The sequence below is a fragment of the Streptomyces sp. NPDC102259 genome (assembly GCF_044766465.1).
Classification (GTDB): domain Bacteria; phylum Actinomycetota; class Actinomycetes; order Streptomycetales; family Streptomycetaceae; genus Streptomyces.
The window spans coordinates 180,900-198,037 of the sequence record NZ_JBIWMA010000012.1 but is presented as its reverse complement, the minus strand read 5'-3'; the positions used below and the strand labels follow the sequence as shown (position 1 = coordinate 198,037).

Sequence of the window (17,138 nt, the reverse complement as noted above, 5' to 3'; positions counted from 1 at the left end):
CCGTCGCCCGCCGGCCCTCGCCGTCAGGGGAACGGGCGGCCCGTGATCACGGCCGTCACCGTCGTGCCGCGCGGGAAGGCGCCCTCCTCGGCCAGGGCGACAAGGCCGTACAGCGACTTGGCGACATAGAGACGTTCCACGGGCACCGCGTGGCGTCGCTCGAAGTCCGCGGCGAAGGTCTCGAGCTCGGGGGTGAGACGGGCGTATCCGCCGAAGTGGAAGCGTTCGTCGAGCCGCCACTCGCCCCGTCGGCCGCCGAACGCCTCCTCCTGGAGCGCCTGTATCCCCTCGCTCAGGAAGCCCCCTCTGAGGACCGGTATGCCCAGGGTCCGCTGACCGGGTGAGAGGCCGGCGGCCAGGCCGGCGAGGGTGCCGCCGGTGCCACACGCGAGGGCGACGACGTCGGTACGGCCGCGCAGCTCCTCGCCGAGCGCCCGGCAGCCGCGGACCGCCGCCGCGTTGCTGCCGCCCTCGGGCACGACGTACGCGTCCCGCGCGCCGACCGCGTCCAGCAGCTTCCCGAGTACGTCCGGCTCGCTCTTGCGACGGTACGTCGAGCGTTCCACGAAGCGCAGCCGCATGCCGTCGGCCGCGCACCGGGCCAGGGACGGGTTCAGCGGCCGGCCGGCCAGTTCGTCGCCGCGCACCACGCCCACCGTGGGCAGCCCGAGGAGCCGCCCAGCGGCGGCCGTGGCCCGCAGGTGGTTGGAGTAGGCGCCCCCGAAGGTGAGGAGCGTCCGCCCCGCCGCCCGCTCCAGGTTGGGCGCGAGCTTGCGCCACTTGTTGCCGATCAGCTCGGGGTGGATCAGGTCGTCCCGCTTCAGCAGCAGCCGCACGCCGTGCCGCTCGAACCGTTCGTCGGACACTTCCTGGAGGCGAGACGGCAGGCGGGGGCGGAGGTCGGTCACCCGCTCATTGTCGAACACCGTTCGGTGAAACGTACCTGTTCCCTGCCCGCGTTGATCCATTCCCGCTCTTTCGGGTAATAGCACGAGCACACACCGTGATGGAAGGCTTGTGGCGTGAACGAAGTGCACCGGCGCAGTTCGGCGCCCGTGCATGAATCGGGAGGGCATTTCTCATGTCGGTAGGCGAAGAGGTCCGTGCGGATTCGGGCAAGCCGCAGCAGAGTCTCGGCACCGCGGCCGCGCGGAACCTGGCCACCACGACCAAGTCCGCACCGCAGATGCAGGAGATCAGCTCCCGCTGGCTGCTGCGAAATCTGCCCTGGGTGGATGTGCAGGGCGGTACGTACCGGGTCAACAGGCGACTCACATACGCGGTGGGCGACGGCCGCATCACGTTCGTGAAGACCGGCGACCGCGTCGAGGTCATCCCGGCCGAGCTGGGCGAACTGCCCGCGCTGCGCTCCTACGAGGACCAGGAGGTGCTCGAGGAACTCGCCTCCCGCTGCCGGCAGCGGGAGTTCGGCCCGGGTGAGGTCATCGCCTCCTTCGGCAGCCAGAGCGACGAGGTCTACCTGCTGGCGCACGGCCGCGTCGAGAAGGTCGGCACCGGCCCCTACGGCGACGACCAGGTGCTCGGCGTCCTCGCGGACGGCGCGTACTTCGGTGACCAGACGCTGCTCGACGCGGACGCCATCTGGGAGTACACGGCCCGCGCGGACACGGCCTGCACGGTGCTGATCCTGGCCCGGCAGGACGTCGAGCAGGTCGCGGAGCGTGCCGAGTCACTGAGCGAGCACCTCCAGGAGCTGCGCGCGATCCCCGAGCAGCGCACCAACAAGTACGGCGAGAAGGAGGTCGACCTCGCCGCCGGTCACGCCGGTGAGCCGGACATCCCGCACACGTTCGTGGACTACGACGCCCGGCCGCGCGAGTACGAACTGAGCATCGCCCAGACCGTCCTGCGCATCCACTCACGTGTGGCCGACCTGTACAACCAGCCGATGAACCAGACCGAGCAGCAGTTGCGTCTGACGGTCGAGGCGCTCAAGGAACGCCAGGAGCACGAGCTCGTCAACAACCGCGAGTTCGGGCTGCTGCACAACTGCGAGTACGACCAGCGGCTCCAGCCGCACGACGGCGTGCCCAGCCCGGACGACCTGGACGAACTGCTCAGCAGGCGGCGCGGCACCAAGATGCTGCTCGCCCACCCGCGGGCGATCTCCGCGATCGGCCGTGAGCTCAACAAGCGCGGGCTGGTCCCCGAGACGATCGACGTCGGCGGCAACCGGATCCCGACCTGGCGCGGGGTGCCGATCTACCCGTGCAACAAGATCCCGGTCACCGAGGCCCGCACCAGCTCCATCATCGCGCTGCGCCTGGGCCAGGAGGACCAGGGCGTCATCGGACTGCGCCAGTCCGGCATCCCGGACGAGATCGAGCCGAGCCTGTCCGTGCGGTTCATGGGCATCAACGAACAGGCCATCATCAAGTACCTGGTCACGGCCTACTACTCGGCCGCGGTCCTCGTGCCGGACGCGCTGGGCGTCCTGGAGAACGTCGAGATCGGCCGCTGGCGGTGACTTCCGCCACCAGGCGGTACCGGGGTGAGGCGCGCGAAAGGCGGGGGCTCATCGGCAGTCAGGGCGACACCGGTCCGGGGCCGGCCGACGGGCACGACGCGGCGGTGGTCCTGGAACGCTCCCGGGCGTCGGTCGACCCCGAACTGCGCGCGGCCATCGACTCGTTGCCCGGCTCCATGCGCCGGGTCGCGCTCTACCACTTCGGCTGGGAGGACGCGGACGGCACCCCGACGGCGGGCAACGCGGGCAAGGCGATCCGCCCGGCCCTCGTGCTCGCCGCGGCCTCCGCGCTCGGTGGCCCGGCGGCCCGCGCGGCGGCGCTGCGGGCCGCCGCGGCGATCGAACTGGTCCACAACTTCACGCTGTTGCACGACGACGTGATGGACCGGGACACCACCCGCCGGCACCGCCCCACCGCCTGGACCGTGTTCGGCGACGCCGACGCGATCCTCGCCGGGGACGCCCTGCAGGCCCTCGCCCTCGGGCTGCTGGCCGCGGATCCGCATCCCGCGTCCTCGGCGGCCGTCGGCCGGGTCGCGGCCTGTGTGGTCGAACTCTGCGTCGGCCAGCAGGCGGACACGGCCATGGAGAAACGCGGCCCCGCCGAGATCACCCTCGACGAGGTCCTCGTCATGGCCGAGGCCAAGACGGGAGCGCTGCTCGGCTGCGCCTGCGCCGTGGGCGCGCTGTACGCGGGGGCGGCCGAGGAGGACGTGGACGCGCTGGACGCGTTCGGCCGGGAGGCCGGGCTCGCCTTCCAGCTCATCGACGACGTCATCGGCCTGTGGGGAGACCCGCGGCACACCGGTAAGCCGGCCGGCGCGGATCTCGCCGCCCGCAAGAAGTCCCTGCCGGTGGTCGCCGCGCTGACCTCCGGCACCCCGGCGGCCGGCGAACTGGCCGCGCTGTACGGGGCGCCCTACGACCCGGCCGACCTGGACCGCACGACGCTGGCCGTCGAACGGGCCGGCGGCCGCGAGTGGGCGCAGGAGCAGGCGGCCGACCGGATGGCCCGGGCGATGCACGAACTGGCCCGGGCGATCCCGGACCCGGAGTCGGCGGGCGGCCTGCTGTCCCTGGCGGAGTTCGTGACCCGGCGCAGCACTTGACGACCGGACCGGGCCTGACGTGACCTGACCGGTCAGGTCACGTCAGGCCCGCGTACGAGAGGCGACGGAGGAAGCCGGACCGTTTCCAGTGAAGGCCCGACGGGTCCCGCACACCTCCAGGGTGTCCGGGACCCGCCGCCGTGCGGCCTACGCGGGTGCCCCGCCGCCGTCCGGCACCACCGCCGCCACGATCCGCTCGACCAGTCCCTCCGGCACCCCCACCCCCGGCAGGACGCCGTCCAGGACGCCCGGCAGGGTCAGGTGCTCCAGGATCAGCCCGAGCATCGCGAGGTACACGACGACGACGGTCTCGTCGCCGCCGGGCAGGCCGGCCTCGCGGTGGAAGTCCATGCCGTACTGGAGGTCGCCGCGCACCGACGTGGTGAAGGAGGCGCGGAGGTCCGGGCGCCGGGTGGCCTCGAGTCGCATCTCCAGCAGGGCGAGGTAGCCGCTCCGGTCATGGGTCGCGCGGGCCATCAGGTCGTGCATGAACCCCGTGACCAGGGAGCGGTCGCGCGGCCGGGCCAGCAGCGCGCCGAGCACCTCGGGGTCGGGCGCCAGCCGGACGTGCAGCCGGGCGTCGATCTGCCGCAGCAGGTCGTCGCGCCCGGTGAAGTAGTTGGAGGCGGTGCCCACCGGCACCGCCGCCGCCGAGTCCACGGCGCGGAACGTGAGCCCTCGCGCGCCCTCACGCGCGAGCACCTCCACCCCGGCGTCCACCAGGGCCGCCCGGCGCTCCGGATTTCCGGCCATGCGGAACCTTCTCTCTCACTTGGCGCCTTTTCCCGGAACGCCGGGAAATTCTCTTGCAACCACTACAACTGAAGTACTACAACTGGAGTGGTAACGAAGTCAGCCTACGGAAAGAGCCACCACTTGCGAAAGCTCACGTACTTCATCGCCTGCTCCGTCGACGGCTTCATCGGAGACGTGAACGGCGACGCCGCGGCGATGTTCCCCTACGTCGACGAGGAGTTCCTCGACTTCCTCAGGACGGACCACCCGGAGACCGTGCCGACCCAGGGCCGTCGTGCGCTCGGCTTCGACGACCTGGAGAACAAGAGGTTCGACACGATCATCCAGGGCCGGGGCAGCTACGACCTGGCGCTGAAGGAGGGCATCCCCAGCCCGTACGCACACCTGCGCCAGTACGTCGCCTCCCGCACCCTGGGCGAATCGCCCTCCCCGGACGTCGAGATCATCGCGGACGGCCTGCTCGACAAGGTCCGCGAGCTGAAGGCGGAGGACGGCGGCCTCGACATCTACCTGTGCGGCGGCTCCCGTGTCGCGGGTGAGCTGTTCGACGAGATCGACGAGCTCGTGATCAAGACCTACCCGATCGTCTACGGCGCCGGCATGCCGATGTTCGGCGCCGGCTTCGACGCCGCCCGCTTCACCTTCGGCGCAGTGCGCTCCTTCGGCAACGGCGCGGTCGTACGGACGTACGCCAGGGAGCGCTGACGTACGGCGGGGAGCGCTCGCGTCCGGGCCGCCCTACTCTGTAGGGCATGGACCGGGAACAACGCGTCTGTCCCACCTGTGGGCAGCCTGTGCAGTCCGTCGTCCGGCGACACAAGACGCTGGGCGCGTGGGTCCCGCGCTGGGTGCCGGGCCCGTGTCACAACCCGCGGTGCGAGGCGTACGTGGAACCGGGCGGCCGGCACGAGGTCGCCGAGACCGAACACGAGGCGGTCGTCGAGACCGAAGAGGAACCCGGGGCCCCTGCCGCCCCGACCGCCCCGAACTCCTGACCTCACCGAGCGGAGACCGATGACCAGCCGAGTGACCTTGATCTCACCGGCGATCAGTTCGGCCCTGCGTGAGGCGCGATTCGACGACGGCGGCTGCGAGTTGGACGACGCCGGGGTGCGCCAGGCCCGGTCGGTCGCGGCGCTGCTGCCCGGCGCGGACCGCTCGGCGGTCTCGCCCTCCGCGCGGTGCCGGCAGACCGCCGAGGCCCTGGGCCTGCCCGCGCCCCGGATACCCGCGCCCGCCGCGCTCGACGTGGGCCGCTGGCGCGGCCGGACCCTCACCGAGGTGACGGCCGCCGAGCCGGACGCGGTGGCGTCCTGGCTGACGGATCCGACACATGCCCCGCACGGCGGTGAGACGGTGCGGGGGCTGTGCGACCGGGCCGGGGCCTGGCTGGAGGACATCGCCCGCGCTCCGGGGCGGGTGACCGCCGTGGTGGAACCCGACGTCGTGCGAGCCCTGCTGGTCCGTGCGCTGGGCCTGCCGGAACCGGCCTTCTGGCGCCTCGACGTGCGCCCGCTGACGGCCGTGGACCTGAGCGGCCGGGCGGGGCGGTGGAACCTGCGGGTGGGCGCGCCGCTGGGAGAGGGACCGTAGGCGGCTCGCCGGTCGCCGGTCGCCGGTCGTCGGTCAGCGGTCAGCGGTCGGTCGTCGGTCCTGTGGCCCGGGAACCGGCTCGTGGCAGCCCGCCCGTCTCCGCGTCGCGCCCGGTCAGGCAGTACAGGTTGCCGGTCGGGTCGCGCATCACCGTCCAGTGGGGATGGCGGGCGACGAGGACCGCGCCGAGCTCCTCGTGGCGGGCGCGGACGGCGTCGATGTCCGGGCCGCAGGCCAGGTCGAGATGGGCGCGGACAGCGCCTTCCGCGTCGAGCCGCTGGAGCAGGATACGGATCGGCAGCCCCGGCGGCGGCTCGACCACGTGGAACTCGGGCCGGGAGCCCGGCCGGGCCGACCAGTCGGGCAGCAGGGCGCTCCAGAAGGCGACCTCGGTCTCGTACGCCGACGGCGAGACGTCCATGCACACCTGGTCGAGACGGCTGCCGGCCACCACGGGCGGCCGCACGGACTCCCCCTGCCACGGCACCGCGCAGAACAAATGCCCGGCCGGGGAGCGCAGCACGGCCCAGCCGTCGTGCGCGGCGGCCGTCTCCGCGCCCCGTTCCCGCGCCGCCGCGACGAAACCGGGCACGTCCTGGACGGCGAGGTCGAGATGCGCGCCGCCTTCGCCCTCCGTGACCGCCTGCGCCTTCACGCAGGCGTCGGCGTCGGCGCCCTTCGGCAGCAGGGTGACGAACTCTCCGTCGCCGCCCCTGGGTTCGGACAGGGACGTGTCCGTGACGGCGGTCCAGAAGTCGCACGCCCGCGCGAAGCCGTGGGCGGGCCGGTCGACGAAGGCGTAGGCCCAGCGGACCGATCGGCTCATCCGGTCCGCTCCATGAACCGCAGCATGTTGCCCGCCGGGTCCCGGAACGCGCAGTCGCGCACCCCGTAGGGCTGGTCCGTCGGCTCCTGGAGCACCTCGACGCCGGCCTCCCGCACCCGCGCGTGCAGCGCGTCGCAGTCGGCGGTGGTGAAGATGACCCCGCGCAGCACCCCCTTGGCGAGCAGCCGGGCCATCGCCTCCCGGTCGGCGGGGGAGAAGTCCGGGTTCGCGCCCGGCGGCTCCAGCACGAGGTTCACGTCCGGCTGGAGCGGTGATCCGACGGTCACCCACCGCATCCCCTCGAAGGAGACGTCGTTGCGGACTTCGAGACCGAGCACCTCGACGTAGAAGTGCAGGGCCTTGTCGTGGTCGTCGACGGCGACGAAACACTGGTGGAGTTTGAGGTCCATGGCGTCCAGCCTAGGTGGGCCGGCCGCGCAGCGGGCGGGTGTACGTCCGGGCCACACAGGACGGGATCACCGCGCCGGCCTCGTGCGACCGCGCCCGGTACGCGCTCGGGGTCTCGCCGACCAGTTCGGTGAAGCGGGAGCTGAACGAGCCGAGCGAGGTGCAGCCGACCGCCATGCAGACCTCCGTCACGGTCAGGTCGCCGCGGCGCAGGAGGGTCTTGGCGCGCTCGACCCGCCGGGTCATCAGGTAGCCGTAGGGCGTCTCGCCGTAGGCCTCGCGGAAGCTGCGCTGGAAGTGGCCCGGGGACATCAGCGCGGTGCGCGCGAGCGCGGCGACGTCCAGTGGTTCCGCGTACTCACGGTCCATCCGGTCGCGTGCCTGCCGCAGCCGTTTCAGGTCCTCGAGGGTCACGGGGCCAGCATCGCACGCGGAGCGAGGTCCGGGAGGGGGGCGGAAAAGGAGACCGCACCCGGACCGAGGGGGACGCCGTGTTCGGCGGCCCGCGGACCGGGTGCGGACAGGTGGGCCGGGCGACCGGCGCGAGAGCAGGTCGGACGGCCCGGGGCGAAGATCAGGCCTTCTTGGTCTCCCAGAAGATCTTGTCGATCTCGGCGATGAGCTCCAGGGCCTTCTCGCCGGTCTTCGGGTCCGTCGAGGCCTTGGCGGCCGACAGGGCCTTCAGGGTGTCGTTGACCAGCTGGTGCAGCTGGGGGTACTTCTCGAAGTGCGGGGGCTTGAAGTAGTCGCTCCACAGCACGGAGACGTGGTGCTTCGCGAGCTCGGCGCGCTGCTCCTTGATGACGGTGGCGCGCGCCTGGAAGTGCGGGTCGTCGTTGGCGGCCATCTTTTCCTGGACGGCCTTCACCGACTCCGCCTCGATGCGGGCCTGGGCCGGGTCGTACACACCGCAGGGCAGGTCGCAGTGTGCGCTGACCTTGACCTTGGGGGCAAACAGGCGGGAAAGCATGGAGCGTTCCTTCCTCGTGATCGTCTTCTCAGGTGGGACATTACTCCCTGGGAGATGGCTTTTCGCGAGTGCCCCCATGGGCTTAGGACAAAAGTCCGGGGTCAGACTGAGACTGGTGGAGGAACAGACCGGGGAGGTGCCGGCGATGCCGGAGCTGTCGCAGGAGACCGAGCGCGCGAGGGCGGCCGCGCTCTTCGGACTGGCCGAGGTGACCGGCCCGTCCATGGTGCCCACGCTGTACCAGGGGGACCGGCTGGTGGTGCAGTACGGCGCCCGGGTCCGGGCGGGTGACGTGATCGTGCTGCGGCATCCGTTCCAGCAGGACCTGCTCGTCGTCAAGCGGGCCGCGGAGCGCCGCGAGGGCGGGTGGTGGGTCCGCGGGGACAACACCTACGCCGGCGGCGACAGCACCGATTACGGGACCGTCCCCGACGAGCTGATCCTGGGCAAGGTGCGGCTGCGCTACCGGCCGCTGAAGCCCGGTCGGCGCTCGCCGCTGGCGGTGGTGCGCTGGGCGCTGTCGGCGGCCAGGCCGGTGCCGGCCGTACGGTCCGCCTCCAGGCGCTTGCGGGCGCGGTAGGCGGCCACGTTGGCGCGGGTGGCGCAGCGGTCGGAGCAGTAGCGCCGGGAGCGGTTGGTCGAGGTGTCGAGGTAGGCGTTGCGGCAGGGGCCTGCCTCGCACAGGCCGAGGCGGTCGACGCCGTACTCGGTGAGGTGGAAGGCCAGGCCCATGGCGGCGATGGCCGCGTAGCCCGCCGTCGCGTTCGACGGGTGGTCGGCCAGGTGCATGTGCCACAGCGGGCGGCCGTCGTCGTCGCGGAAGTCGTGGCCGGAGATCTGCGGGCTCACCGGGAACTCCAGGAGGAGCGAGTTCAGCAGGTCCACCGCGAGGGTCTCGTCGCCGCCGTCGGCCGCCTCGAAGACCGCGCGCAGGCGGGCCCGGACCGAGCGGAACCGGGTGACGTCCGCGTCGGTGGCCCGACGGCCCGCCGACTGGTTGCCGCCGAAAAGGGCGCGCACGGCCTCGACCGAGGTCAGCGCGTCCTTGCCCCGGGCCGGTTCCTCGCTGTTGACGAGGCGCACGGCGTAATCCGAGTAATAGGCCAGTTCCACTTGTAGTCCTTACGAGGGCGCTCTATGGTCGGGATGCGGGCGGGGTAACGGCCGTTCGTGCTTCCAGGGTATTACGCGACGAAGGCGGCGGAGGGTTGCGATGACGGACGCGCAGACGACCACGAACGGTGTCACGACCAGTGCCTCGACGAGTGCCACGGCCAGTGCCGTAAATGGTGCCGTGAACGGTGCCACGACCGGCGCCGACCGGGCCGACTGGGCTGCCTGGCAGCGGAGCTGGGATCGCCAGCAGGAGTGGTACATGCCCGACCGCGAGGAACGCTTCCGGATCATGCTCGACATGGTCGAGGGGCTCGTCGGCCCCGCCCCGCGCGTCCTCGACCTCGCCTGCGGCACCGGGACCGTCACCGCCCGGCTGCTCGCCCGCCTCCCCGGCGCGACCAGCACCGGCGTCGACCTCGACCCGGCGCTCCTCGCCATCGCCGAGGGCACCTTCGAGGGCGACGACCGCGTCACCCTCGTCACGGCCGACCTCAAGGACCCCGACTGGCCGGCCCGGCTGCCGTACGACGCGTACGACGCCGTCCTGACCGCCACGGCCCTGCACTGGCTGCACAGCGACCCTCTCGCCGCCCTCTACGGTCAGGTCGCGGAACTCGTCCGCGACGGCGGTGTCTTCATGAACGCGGACCACATGATCGACGACACGACGCCCCGGATCAACGCGGCGGAGCGCGCACAGCGACACGCCCGCATGGATCGGGCCAGGGCCGACGGGGTGCTCGACTGGGCCGAGTGGTGGCAGCTCGCCGCCCAGGACCCCGTCCTCGCCGGGCCGACCGCGCGCCGCTTCGAGATCTACGGCGAGCATGCCGACGGCGACATGCCCTCCGCCTCCTGGCACGCTCGCGTGCTGCTCGAACAGGGCTTCAGCGAGGCTCGGCCCGTGTGGGCGTCACCCTCCGACACCCTGTTGCTGGCGCTGAAGTGAGCGCGCCCGCGGACCGGCCGGAACCAGCCAGCCGGCACTGACACGTCCCGAACGGACGAAAGGGGCGGTACGGGAATCCCGTACCGCCCCTTTCCCGTTCGCCGTGCTCGCTACAGCACCTTGGACAGGAACGCCTGCGTCCGCTCGTGCTGCGGGTTGGTCAGGACGTCCCGCGGGTTGCCGGACTCCACGACCACGCCGCCGTCCATGAAGACCAGACTGTCGCCGACCTCGCGGGCGAAGCCCATCTCGTGGGTGACGACGACCATCGTCATGCCGGACTCGGCCAGGTCACGCATGACGTCGAGGACGTCGCCGACCAGCTCCGGGTCGAGCGCCGAGGTCGGCTCGTCGAACAGCATCAGCTTCGGGTCCATCGCCAGGGCCCGGGCGATGGCCACGCGCTGCTGCTGGCCGCCGGACAGCTGCGAGGGGTAGCTCCCGGCCTTGTCGGCGAGGCCGACGCGGTCCAGAAGCTCCTTCGCGCGCTCCTTCGCCCTGGCCCTGCTGATGCCCTTGACCTGGACCGGGGCCTCGACGACGTTGTCGGCCGCCGTCATGTGCGGGAACAGGTTGAACCGCTGGAACACCATGCCGATGTCCCGGCGCTTCAGCGCGACCTCGCTGTCCTTGAGCTCGTACAGCTTGTCGCCCTTCTGGCGGTAGCCGACCAGCTCGCCGTCGACGTACAGCCGCCCGGCGTTGATCTTCTCCAGGTGGTTGATGCACCTGAGAAACGTCGACTTGCCGGAGCCGGAGGGGCCGATGAGGCAGAACACCTCGCCGTTCTTGACCTCCAGGTCGATGCCCTTGAGGACCTCGACCGCGCCGAAGGACTTGTGCACGCCCTCGGCCTTCACCATCGCGGTCATGACGCACTCCTTTCGCGGCCGATCGAGAACAGGTTCGCCCGGATCTTCTGGAAGACCGTGGGCGGGAGGCTGCGGCTCGAACCCCGTGCGTAGTACCGCTCCAGGTAGTACTGGAAGACGCTGAAGACGCTGGTCATGACCAGGTACCAGATGGAGGCGACGAACAGCAGCTCCATCACGGCGAACGACGAGGAGCCGATCACCGAGGTCGAGCGGAGCAGTTCGTTGTACGTCACCACGTACACCAGCGACGAGGTCTTCAGCATGTTGATGAACTCGTTGCCGGTCGGCGGCACGATCACCCGCATCGCCTGCGGGATGACGATCCGGCGCAGCGTCTTGGCGTGGCTCATGCCGAGCGCGTGCGAGGCCTCGGTCTGTCCCTCGTCCACGGCCAGCAGGCCGGCCCGGCAGATCTCCGCCATGTACGCGGCCTCGTTCAGACCGAGTCCGAGCAGGGCGCACATGAACGGCGTCATGACGTCCGTCATCTCGTCCTTGTAGATCGGACCGAGGTTCAGGACGGGGAAGATCAGCGCCAGGTTGAACCACATCAGCAGCTGCACATACACCGGGGTGCCGCGGAAGAACCAGATGTACAGCCAGGCGACCGTGCTGGTCACCGGGTTCTTCGACAGCCGCATCACGGCCAGCAGAACACCCAGGACCACGCCCAGCACCATGGACAGGACGCTGATCAGCAGGGTGCGCCCGGCGCCCGCGATGACGGTCGAGTTGAACAGCTGGTCGCCGACCGTGTCCCACTGGATGTCGCCGTTCGCGAAGGCGTTGACCAGCAGCGCCAGGAGCGCGATGACGATCACGGCGCTGACCCAGCGGCCGTAGTGGCGCACCGGGATGGCCTTGATGGCCTCCGGCGGGCCGGAGAACGCCGAGTCCTTGGCCACCGGCGGGGTGTCCTCGGGTGGTGCGCCGCCCGCGGCGGACTTGTCGAGCTTGTCAGTCATGGGGACTGCCCTTCGAAGACTTCAAGAGGTGCGGGTGGATCACTTGCCGCCGTTGATCGCGGAGGCCTTGATCGCGCCGCTCTCGGCGCCCCACTTCTCCAGCACCTTCTGGTAGGAGCCGTCCTTGATGATCGCGTCGACGGCCTCCTTCAGGGCGTCGCGCAGCTGGGTGTTCTTCTTGTTGACGACGATGCCGAACGGAGCGGCCTCGTACTGCTTGTCGAGGACCTCGAAGGTGTTGCCGTCGCCCGCCTTGCGGGCCATGTCGACGGCCACCGGGTAGTCGTTGACGCCGGCCACGGCGCCGCCGGACTTCACGCGGGTCTGGGCCTCGGTGTCGTTCTCGAAGGACTCGATCTTGAGGGCCTTCTTGCCGCCCTCCGTGCACGTCTTGGACTGCGCCTTGAGGGCCTCTTCGTAGGTCGTGCCCCGCTGCACCGCGACCGTCTGACCACAGAGGTCGTCGATGGTCTTGATGCCCTTGGGGTTGCCCTTCTGGACGTAGATGGCGGTGCCGGCGGTGAAGTAGTCGACGAAGTCGACGCCCGTGCCGAGCTTCTTGCCGCTGTCGTCCAGGCCCTCCTGGCGCTGCTTGTTGTCCGTGATCGACGACATGGCGACGTCGTAGCGGCCGGTGTTGACCGCCGTGATCAGGGTGTCGAAGCCGCCCGAGGTGAACTGGAAGTCGACGCCGAGCTGCTTGCCGAGCGCGGCGGCGATGTCGGGGTCGACGCCCACGATCTTGCCGCCTTCGACGGACTCCATCGGGGCGTACTCGGCGTTGGTGCCGACCTTGATGACACCCGCCTTCTGGATGTCGGCCGGGAGCTTCGAGAAGAGGGGGGCCTTGTCGGAGCCGCTCGACGACTCGGAGGAGCTGCCGCCGCCCTCGGTCTGGTCGCCGCAGGCGGTGAGCAGCAAGGCGCCCGCGACCGCGAGGGATCCGACCGCTGCCAGGCGGGTGCGCGCGGCGGTCGTGCGTCGGGTGGAGCTTGCGGTCATGGTGGATTCCTCCGGCGGATGGATGGAGATGCCGATGGGTCGACAAATGCCGATGGGTCGACGAGAACACACACCTTCGGGTGTCGCGACCTCGTGTGATTACGGCATCTTGCCATTCGGACTACGCCATTCAGGGGGCCAGCCATGTCAAAATCGGATAACGGGCGACCCCCGAACCACATCAGTCCGGTACATCACGACCGGGCGGAGCCGGACCATCTGCGGGAATCTCCCGTTCCGGCCGAAAGATCTTCGGTTGATCACATGATGCGGTCGCCCGGCGTGCGCCGTGTTCGCCGGCTTGAGTCCGTGTCAAGCGTTCTCGGGAGCTTGGCGAGTCTTCGCGCATGAGTCATGTCACTCCAGGTGACCGCTGTCCAAGGTCCACAGAGTGAGCCGTGTGACCTTGCACGGAATGGACTCGTCGGCTGTGGTCTCCGTCCGGTAAGAAGGATTTTTACACCCCTCATCCGGGGCTCAGGGCGCGTGTGCGGCGCGCCCGACGCGCAGGCGCCCGTCACGCATCACCTCTGGGACCTGCGCGATGCCCGCCCACTTCTCAATCAGGAGTGGCCACCCTCAAACCATGCAGACCTAAGGGGTAAGACACAGTGGCAGCGGAGATCGTCAATCCTCGCAGCGAGAGCGCCGACCGAACGGGCCAGGAGGGCGGTGCGGAGCCCCTCGACTCGTTCGACCCGGTGTTCGCGCTGCACCGCGGCGGAAAGATGGCCGTGCAGGCCACCGTCCCGATTCGCGACAAGGACGACCTGTCCCTCGCCTACACTCCCGGCGTCGCGCGCGTGTGCACCGCGATCGCGGAGCGTCCGGAGCTGGTGAACGACTACACGTGGAAGTCGTCCGTCGTCGCCGTCGTCACCGACGGCACGGCCGTGCTCGGGCTCGGGGACATCGGCCCGGAGGCCTCCCTCCCGGTCATGGAAGGCAAGGCGATTCTGTTCAAGCAGTTCGGCGGTGTGGACGCGGTTCCGCTCGCGCTCGCCTGCACGGACGTGGACGAGATCATCGAGACCGTGGTGCGCCTCGCGCCCTCGTTCGGCGGTGTGAACCTGGAGGACATCTCGGCGCCGCGCTGCTTCGAGATCGAGCGCCGGCTCCAGGAGGCGCTCGACATCCCGGTCTTCCACGACGACCAGCACGGCACGGCGATCGTGACGCTGGCGGCGTTGCGCAACGCCGCGCGGCTGAGCGGCCGGGGCATCGGCGAGCTGCGCGCGGTCATCTCGGGCGCCGGCGCGGCCGGTGTCGCCATCGCCAAGATGCTGGTGGAGGCCGGCATCGGGGACGTCGCGGTCACCGACCGCAAGGGCATCGTCTCGGCGGACCGCGAGGACCTCACCGACGTCAAGCGCGAGGTGGCCGGGTTCACCAACAAGGCCGGGCTGAGCGGCTCGCTGGAGCAGGCGCTGGCCGGCGCCGACGTCTTCATCGGCGTCTCCGGCGGTACGGTCGCGGAGGAGGCGGTGGCGTCGATGGCGAAGGGCGCGTTCGTCTTCGCGATGGCCAACCCGACGCCCGAGGTGCACCCGGACGTCGCCCACAAGTACGCGGCCGTCGTCGCGACCGGGCGGTCGGACTTCCCGAACCAGATCAACAACGTGCTGGCGTTCCCGGGGATCTTCGCGGGCGCGCTCCAGGTGCAGGCGTCCCGGATCACCGAGGGCATGAAGATCGCGGCGGCCGAGGCGTTGGCGGGGGTCGTCGGTGACGATCTCGCGGCGGACTACGTGATTCCGTCGCCGTTCGACGAGCGGGTTGCTCCCGCGGTGACCGCGGCGGTCGCCGCGGCTGCTCGTGCCGAAGGGGTTGCTCGTCGCTGACGTGCGTGGATGGCCCCGCCGGTTCGGCGGGGCCATCTTTTTTTGCCCACCCACCCGCCCGTTCGGGTGATGACCAGGGCGCCGTCCCCGGGGCTGCCGCCCCCGGACCCCCGCTTCGGCCCTGAACGGGCCTCGTCCTCAAACGCCGGACGGGCTGATTTCACCGACCGGTGGTCGATCAGTGCTGCGGGCGGGCTGAGCGCAAGAGGGCATGTCTCACAGTGGCGTCCGGTTTCGCTTGCCGCCGGTGGACCCTATCGTCGGCTGCATGTTCGCCGTCTACGCCGCCCGAATCGACCGCGACCAGCCGCTTTCCGGCCTGGAGTTGGGGGAGCGCCCGGCCCCCGAGGCCCGGCCGGGCTGGAGCACCGTCCATGTCAGGGCCGCCTCCCTCAACCATCACGATCTCTGGTCGCTCCGGGGTGTCGGGCTCCCCGAGGGCCGGCTGCCGATGATCCTCGGCTGCGACGCCGCCGGGGTCGACGAGGACGGCAACGAGGTCGTCCTGCACTCCGTCATCGGACAGACGGGGCACGGTGTCGGGCCCGACGAGCCTCGTTCCATCCTCACCGAGAGGTACCAGGGCACCTTCGCCGAGCAGGTCGCCGTGCCGACCTGGAACATCCTGCCCAAGCCCAAGGGGCTCTCCTTCGAGGAGGCCGCCTGCCTGCCCACGGCCTGGCTGACGGCGTACCGCATGCTCTTCACCAACGCGGGTGTACGGCCCGGTGACTCCGTCCTCGTCCAGGGCGCGGGCGGCGGTGTCGCCACGGCGGCCATCGTGCTGGGTCGGGCGGCCGGGCTGCGGGTCTTCGCCACCAGCAGGGACGAGGCCAAGCGGAAGCGGGCCCTGGAGCTCGGCGCCGTCGAGGCGGTGGAGCCGGGTGCGAGGCTGCCGCAGCGGGTGGACGCCGTCATCGAGACCGTCGGCGCGGCCACCTGGTCGCACTCGGTGAAGTCCCTGCGGCCCGGCGGGACGCTCGTCATCTCCGGCGCCACCAGCGGTGACCGGCCCTCGCACGCGGAGCTGACCCGGATCTTCTTCCTGGAGCTGAAGGTCGTCGGCTCCACCATGGGCACCAAGGACGAACTGGAGGACCTGCTCTCCTTCTGTGCCGCCACCGGCGTCCGCCCCGTCATCGACGAGGTGCTGCCGCTCGATCGGGCCCGCGAGGGGTTCGAACGGCTGGCGTCGGGTGATCTGTTCGGCAAGATCGTGCTCACCAACGGCTGAGTCCTCGGCCGCAGGGCGAGTGCTGACGCTGTCAGGCGGGTCCGGAGGTCCGGGCCCGCCTTTCGCGTGCCGGTCGTGTCAACTGTGGTTGACATGGCGCTCGTGTCAACGTAGGTTGACGCCATGACCGAAGCAACGGATCTCGCCGAGCGCGCCGGAGACCGCGATCCACGGGTCGGACTGCGCGCCGTCGCCGCCCTGCGCCGACTGCTGGAGCAACTGGAGGCGGTGCAGGTGCGCAGTGCGCGCAACCAGGGCTGGTCGTGGCAGGAGATCGCCGCGGAGCTGGGAGTCAGCAGGCAGGCCGTGCACAAGAAGTACGGGAGGCATTGATGTTCGAACGATTCACGAAGGACGCCCGTGCCGTGGTCGAGGGCGCGGTGGGACACGCGGAGCGGGAGGGGGCCACGCGGGTCGAGGAGACGCATGTGCTGCTCTCCCTGCTCGACCGTGAGGGCAGTCGCGGTTCCTTCGCGCTGGCCTCGCTCGGTCTGCCGCCCGGCGGGCGGGCGGGGCTGGTGCGGGACCTGGACGAGACGCGCCGTCGCGGCGGACTCTCCCGGGCCGACGCGGACGCCCTGTCCGGGCTGGGCATCGACCTGTCGCAGATCGTGTCCCGGGTCGAGGAGACACACGGCGAAGGGGCGTTGGCCGCCGTCGGCCGGGGCGGCCTCTTCGGCGGACGGTCCGGCCGGCGGCCGTTCAGCCGCGGGGCCAAGGACCTGCTCACCGGCACGCTGCGCGTCGCCGTCGCCCACGGCGAACGGCACATCGGCGACGAGCATCTGCTGATCGCCCTCACCGCTCGCCGAGGCGTCCCCTCGGAGATCCTCGCCGACCACGGCGTCACCCACGCGTCCCTCACCCGGGTGCTGTACGGCGACAGCCGAGGAGACGAGCCCGGGACCGCGACCGAGGCCAAGGCCGGCTGAGCGGGTCGGACTCAGTCGCTCACTCGCTCAGTCACTGGCTGGCTGATGGCTGAATGGCTGGCTGCCGGTGTCCG

General features: G+C 70.8%; 21 protein-coding genes. 11 read left to right on the top strand and 10 right to left on the bottom strand.

Going from position 1 to position 17,138, the window contains the following annotated elements; translation table 11 throughout:
- Window positions 1-23: 23 nt before the first annotated feature.
- Entirely contained in the window at window positions 24-908 is an 885-nt protein-coding gene (locus ACIRPU_RS26520) for a 1-aminocyclopropane-1-carboxylate deaminase/D-cysteine desulfhydrase (protein ID WP_403871627.1), read from the bottom strand.
- Between the two features lie 173 nt (window positions 909-1,081).
- Here ACIRPU_RS26520 and ACIRPU_RS26515 point away from each other — a divergent pair, with 173 nt between their 5' ends.
- Entirely contained in the window at window positions 1,082-2,488 is a 1,407-nt protein-coding gene (locus ACIRPU_RS26515; RefSeq protein WP_403871625.1) for a family 2B encapsulin nanocompartment shell protein, read from the top strand.
- A gap of 50 nt (window positions 2,489-2,538) precedes the next feature.
- Entirely contained in the window at window positions 2,539-3,597 is a 1,059-nt protein-coding gene (locus tag ACIRPU_RS26510) for a family 2 encapsulin nanocompartment cargo protein polyprenyl transferase (RefSeq protein WP_403871730.1), read from the top strand.
- A 147-nt stretch (window positions 3,598-3,744) separates the two neighbouring features.
- Here the strand turns inward: ACIRPU_RS26510 and ACIRPU_RS26505 are convergent, their stop codons facing one another.
- Window positions 3,745-4,350: a TetR/AcrR family transcriptional regulator gene (locus ACIRPU_RS26505; protein ID WP_403871623.1), complete on the bottom strand. Its 606-nt coding sequence runs from the start codon at window positions 4,348-4,350 to the stop codon at window positions 3,745-3,747.
- Window positions 4,351-4,473: 123 nt separating this feature from the next.
- Here ACIRPU_RS26505 and ACIRPU_RS26500 point away from each other — a divergent pair, with 123 nt between their 5' ends.
- Genes ACIRPU_RS26500 through ACIRPU_RS26490 form a run of 3 tightly spaced genes read left to right on the top strand, consistent with a single transcriptional unit; the run spans window position 4,474 to window position 5,946 of the window.
- A complete protein-coding gene (locus ACIRPU_RS26500; RefSeq protein ID WP_403871621.1) occupies window positions 4,474-5,058 on the top strand; it encodes a dihydrofolate reductase family protein in 585 nt (194 codons plus the stop codon).
- Window positions 5,059-5,105: 47 nt separating this feature from the next.
- Window positions 5,106-5,348, top strand: a complete 243-nt coding sequence (locus ACIRPU_RS26495; RefSeq protein WP_384122358.1) for a hypothetical protein — start codon at window positions 5,106-5,108, stop codon at window positions 5,346-5,348.
- Window positions 5,349-5,367: 19 nt separating this feature from the next.
- Window positions 5,368-5,946: a histidine phosphatase family protein gene (locus ACIRPU_RS26490; protein ID WP_384122361.1), complete on the top strand. Its 579-nt coding sequence runs from the start codon at window positions 5,368-5,370 to the stop codon at window positions 5,944-5,946.
- A gap of 40 nt (window positions 5,947-5,986) precedes the next feature.
- On the opposite strand, the gene ACIRPU_RS26485 is transcribed toward ACIRPU_RS26490, so the two are convergent.
- From ACIRPU_RS26485 to sodN, 4 genes are all read right to left on the bottom strand, one after another.
- Complete coding sequence (locus ACIRPU_RS26485) at window positions 5,987-6,772, bottom strand: VOC family protein (RefSeq protein ID WP_403871618.1); 786 nt, start codon at window positions 6,770-6,772, stop codon at window positions 5,987-5,989.
- Window positions 6,769-7,182: a VOC family protein gene (locus ACIRPU_RS26480; RefSeq protein WP_054242786.1), complete on the bottom strand. Its 414-nt coding sequence runs from the start codon at window positions 7,180-7,182 to the stop codon at window positions 6,769-6,771. Before ACIRPU_RS26480 ends, ACIRPU_RS26485 begins: the two co-directional genes overlap by 4 nt.
- 10 nt (window positions 7,183-7,192) lie before the next feature.
- The gene (locus tag ACIRPU_RS26475) at window positions 7,193-7,594 is read right to left on the bottom strand and encodes a helix-turn-helix transcriptional regulator (RefSeq protein WP_384122367.1); all 402 of its coding nucleotides are present in this window, start codon (window positions 7,592-7,594) and stop codon (window positions 7,193-7,195) included.
- Between the two features lie 160 nt (window positions 7,595-7,754).
- A complete protein-coding gene (gene sodN, locus ACIRPU_RS26470; RefSeq protein WP_020130742.1) occupies window positions 7,755-8,150 on the bottom strand; it encodes a superoxide dismutase, Ni in 396 nt (131 codons plus the stop codon).
- A gap of 145 nt (window positions 8,151-8,295) precedes the next feature.
- On the opposite strand from sodN, the gene sodX reads away from it, so the two are divergent.
- Window positions 8,296-8,730, top strand: coding sequence for a nickel-type superoxide dismutase maturation protease (gene sodX, locus ACIRPU_RS26465; RefSeq protein WP_355704170.1), 435 nt, complete (start codon window positions 8,296-8,298; stop codon window positions 8,728-8,730).
- Here the strand turns inward: sodX and ACIRPU_RS26460 are convergent.
- Entirely contained in the window at window positions 8,613-9,263 is a 651-nt protein-coding gene (locus ACIRPU_RS26460; protein WP_355704041.1) for a CGNR zinc finger domain-containing protein, read from the bottom strand. The genes sodX and ACIRPU_RS26460 overlap by 118 nt on opposite strands.
- Window positions 9,264-9,363: 100 nt before the next feature.
- Between ACIRPU_RS26460 and ACIRPU_RS26455 the strand changes: the two genes are divergently transcribed.
- Window positions 9,364-10,215, top strand: coding sequence for a class I SAM-dependent methyltransferase (locus tag ACIRPU_RS26455; RefSeq protein WP_403871615.1), 852 nt, complete (start codon window positions 9,364-9,366; stop codon window positions 10,213-10,215).
- A 110-nt stretch (window positions 10,216-10,325) separates the two neighbouring features.
- Here the strand turns inward: ACIRPU_RS26455 and ACIRPU_RS26450 are convergent, their stop codons facing one another.
- Genes ACIRPU_RS26450 through ACIRPU_RS26440 form a run of 3 tightly spaced genes read right to left on the bottom strand, consistent with a single transcriptional unit; the run spans window position 10,326 to window position 13,057 of the window.
- Complete coding sequence (locus ACIRPU_RS26450; protein ID WP_403871613.1) at window positions 10,326-11,087, bottom strand: amino acid ABC transporter ATP-binding protein; 762 nt, start codon at window positions 11,085-11,087, stop codon at window positions 10,326-10,328.
- On the bottom strand, window positions 11,084-12,055 hold the full coding sequence (locus ACIRPU_RS26445; RefSeq protein ID WP_403871611.1) for an amino acid ABC transporter permease: 972 nt from the start codon (window positions 12,053-12,055) through the stop codon (window positions 11,084-11,086). The genes ACIRPU_RS26450 and ACIRPU_RS26445 overlap by 4 nt, the downstream gene beginning before the upstream one ends.
- 39 nt (window positions 12,056-12,094) lie before the next feature.
- Complete coding sequence (locus ACIRPU_RS26440; RefSeq protein WP_403871609.1) at window positions 12,095-13,057, bottom strand: ABC transporter substrate-binding protein; 963 nt, start codon at window positions 13,055-13,057, stop codon at window positions 12,095-12,097.
- A gap of 611 nt (window positions 13,058-13,668) precedes the next feature.
- On the opposite strand from ACIRPU_RS26440, the gene ACIRPU_RS26435 reads away from it, so the two are divergent.
- The 4 genes from ACIRPU_RS26435 to ACIRPU_RS26420 all read left to right on the top strand — a co-directional run bounded on the left by ACIRPU_RS26435 (window position 13,669) and on the right by ACIRPU_RS26420 (window position 17,064).
- A complete protein-coding gene (locus ACIRPU_RS26435) occupies window positions 13,669-14,898 on the top strand; it encodes an NADP-dependent malic enzyme (protein WP_384122381.1) in 1,230 nt (409 codons plus the stop codon).
- A 268-nt stretch (window positions 14,899-15,166) separates the two neighbouring features.
- Window positions 15,167-16,132: a zinc-binding dehydrogenase gene (locus tag ACIRPU_RS26430; protein ID WP_403871606.1), complete on the top strand. Its 966-nt coding sequence runs from the start codon at window positions 15,167-15,169 to the stop codon at window positions 16,130-16,132.
- A gap of 123 nt (window positions 16,133-16,255) precedes the next feature.
- Window positions 16,256-16,465, top strand: a complete 210-nt coding sequence (locus ACIRPU_RS26425) for a helix-turn-helix domain-containing protein (protein WP_016437953.1) — start codon at window positions 16,256-16,258, stop codon at window positions 16,463-16,465.
- Entirely contained in the window at window positions 16,465-17,064 is a 600-nt protein-coding gene (locus ACIRPU_RS26420) for a Clp protease N-terminal domain-containing protein (RefSeq protein ID WP_403871604.1), read from the top strand. Before ACIRPU_RS26425 ends, ACIRPU_RS26420 begins: the two co-directional genes overlap by 1 nt.
- The last annotated feature ends 74 nt before the right edge of the window (window positions 17,065-17,138 follow it).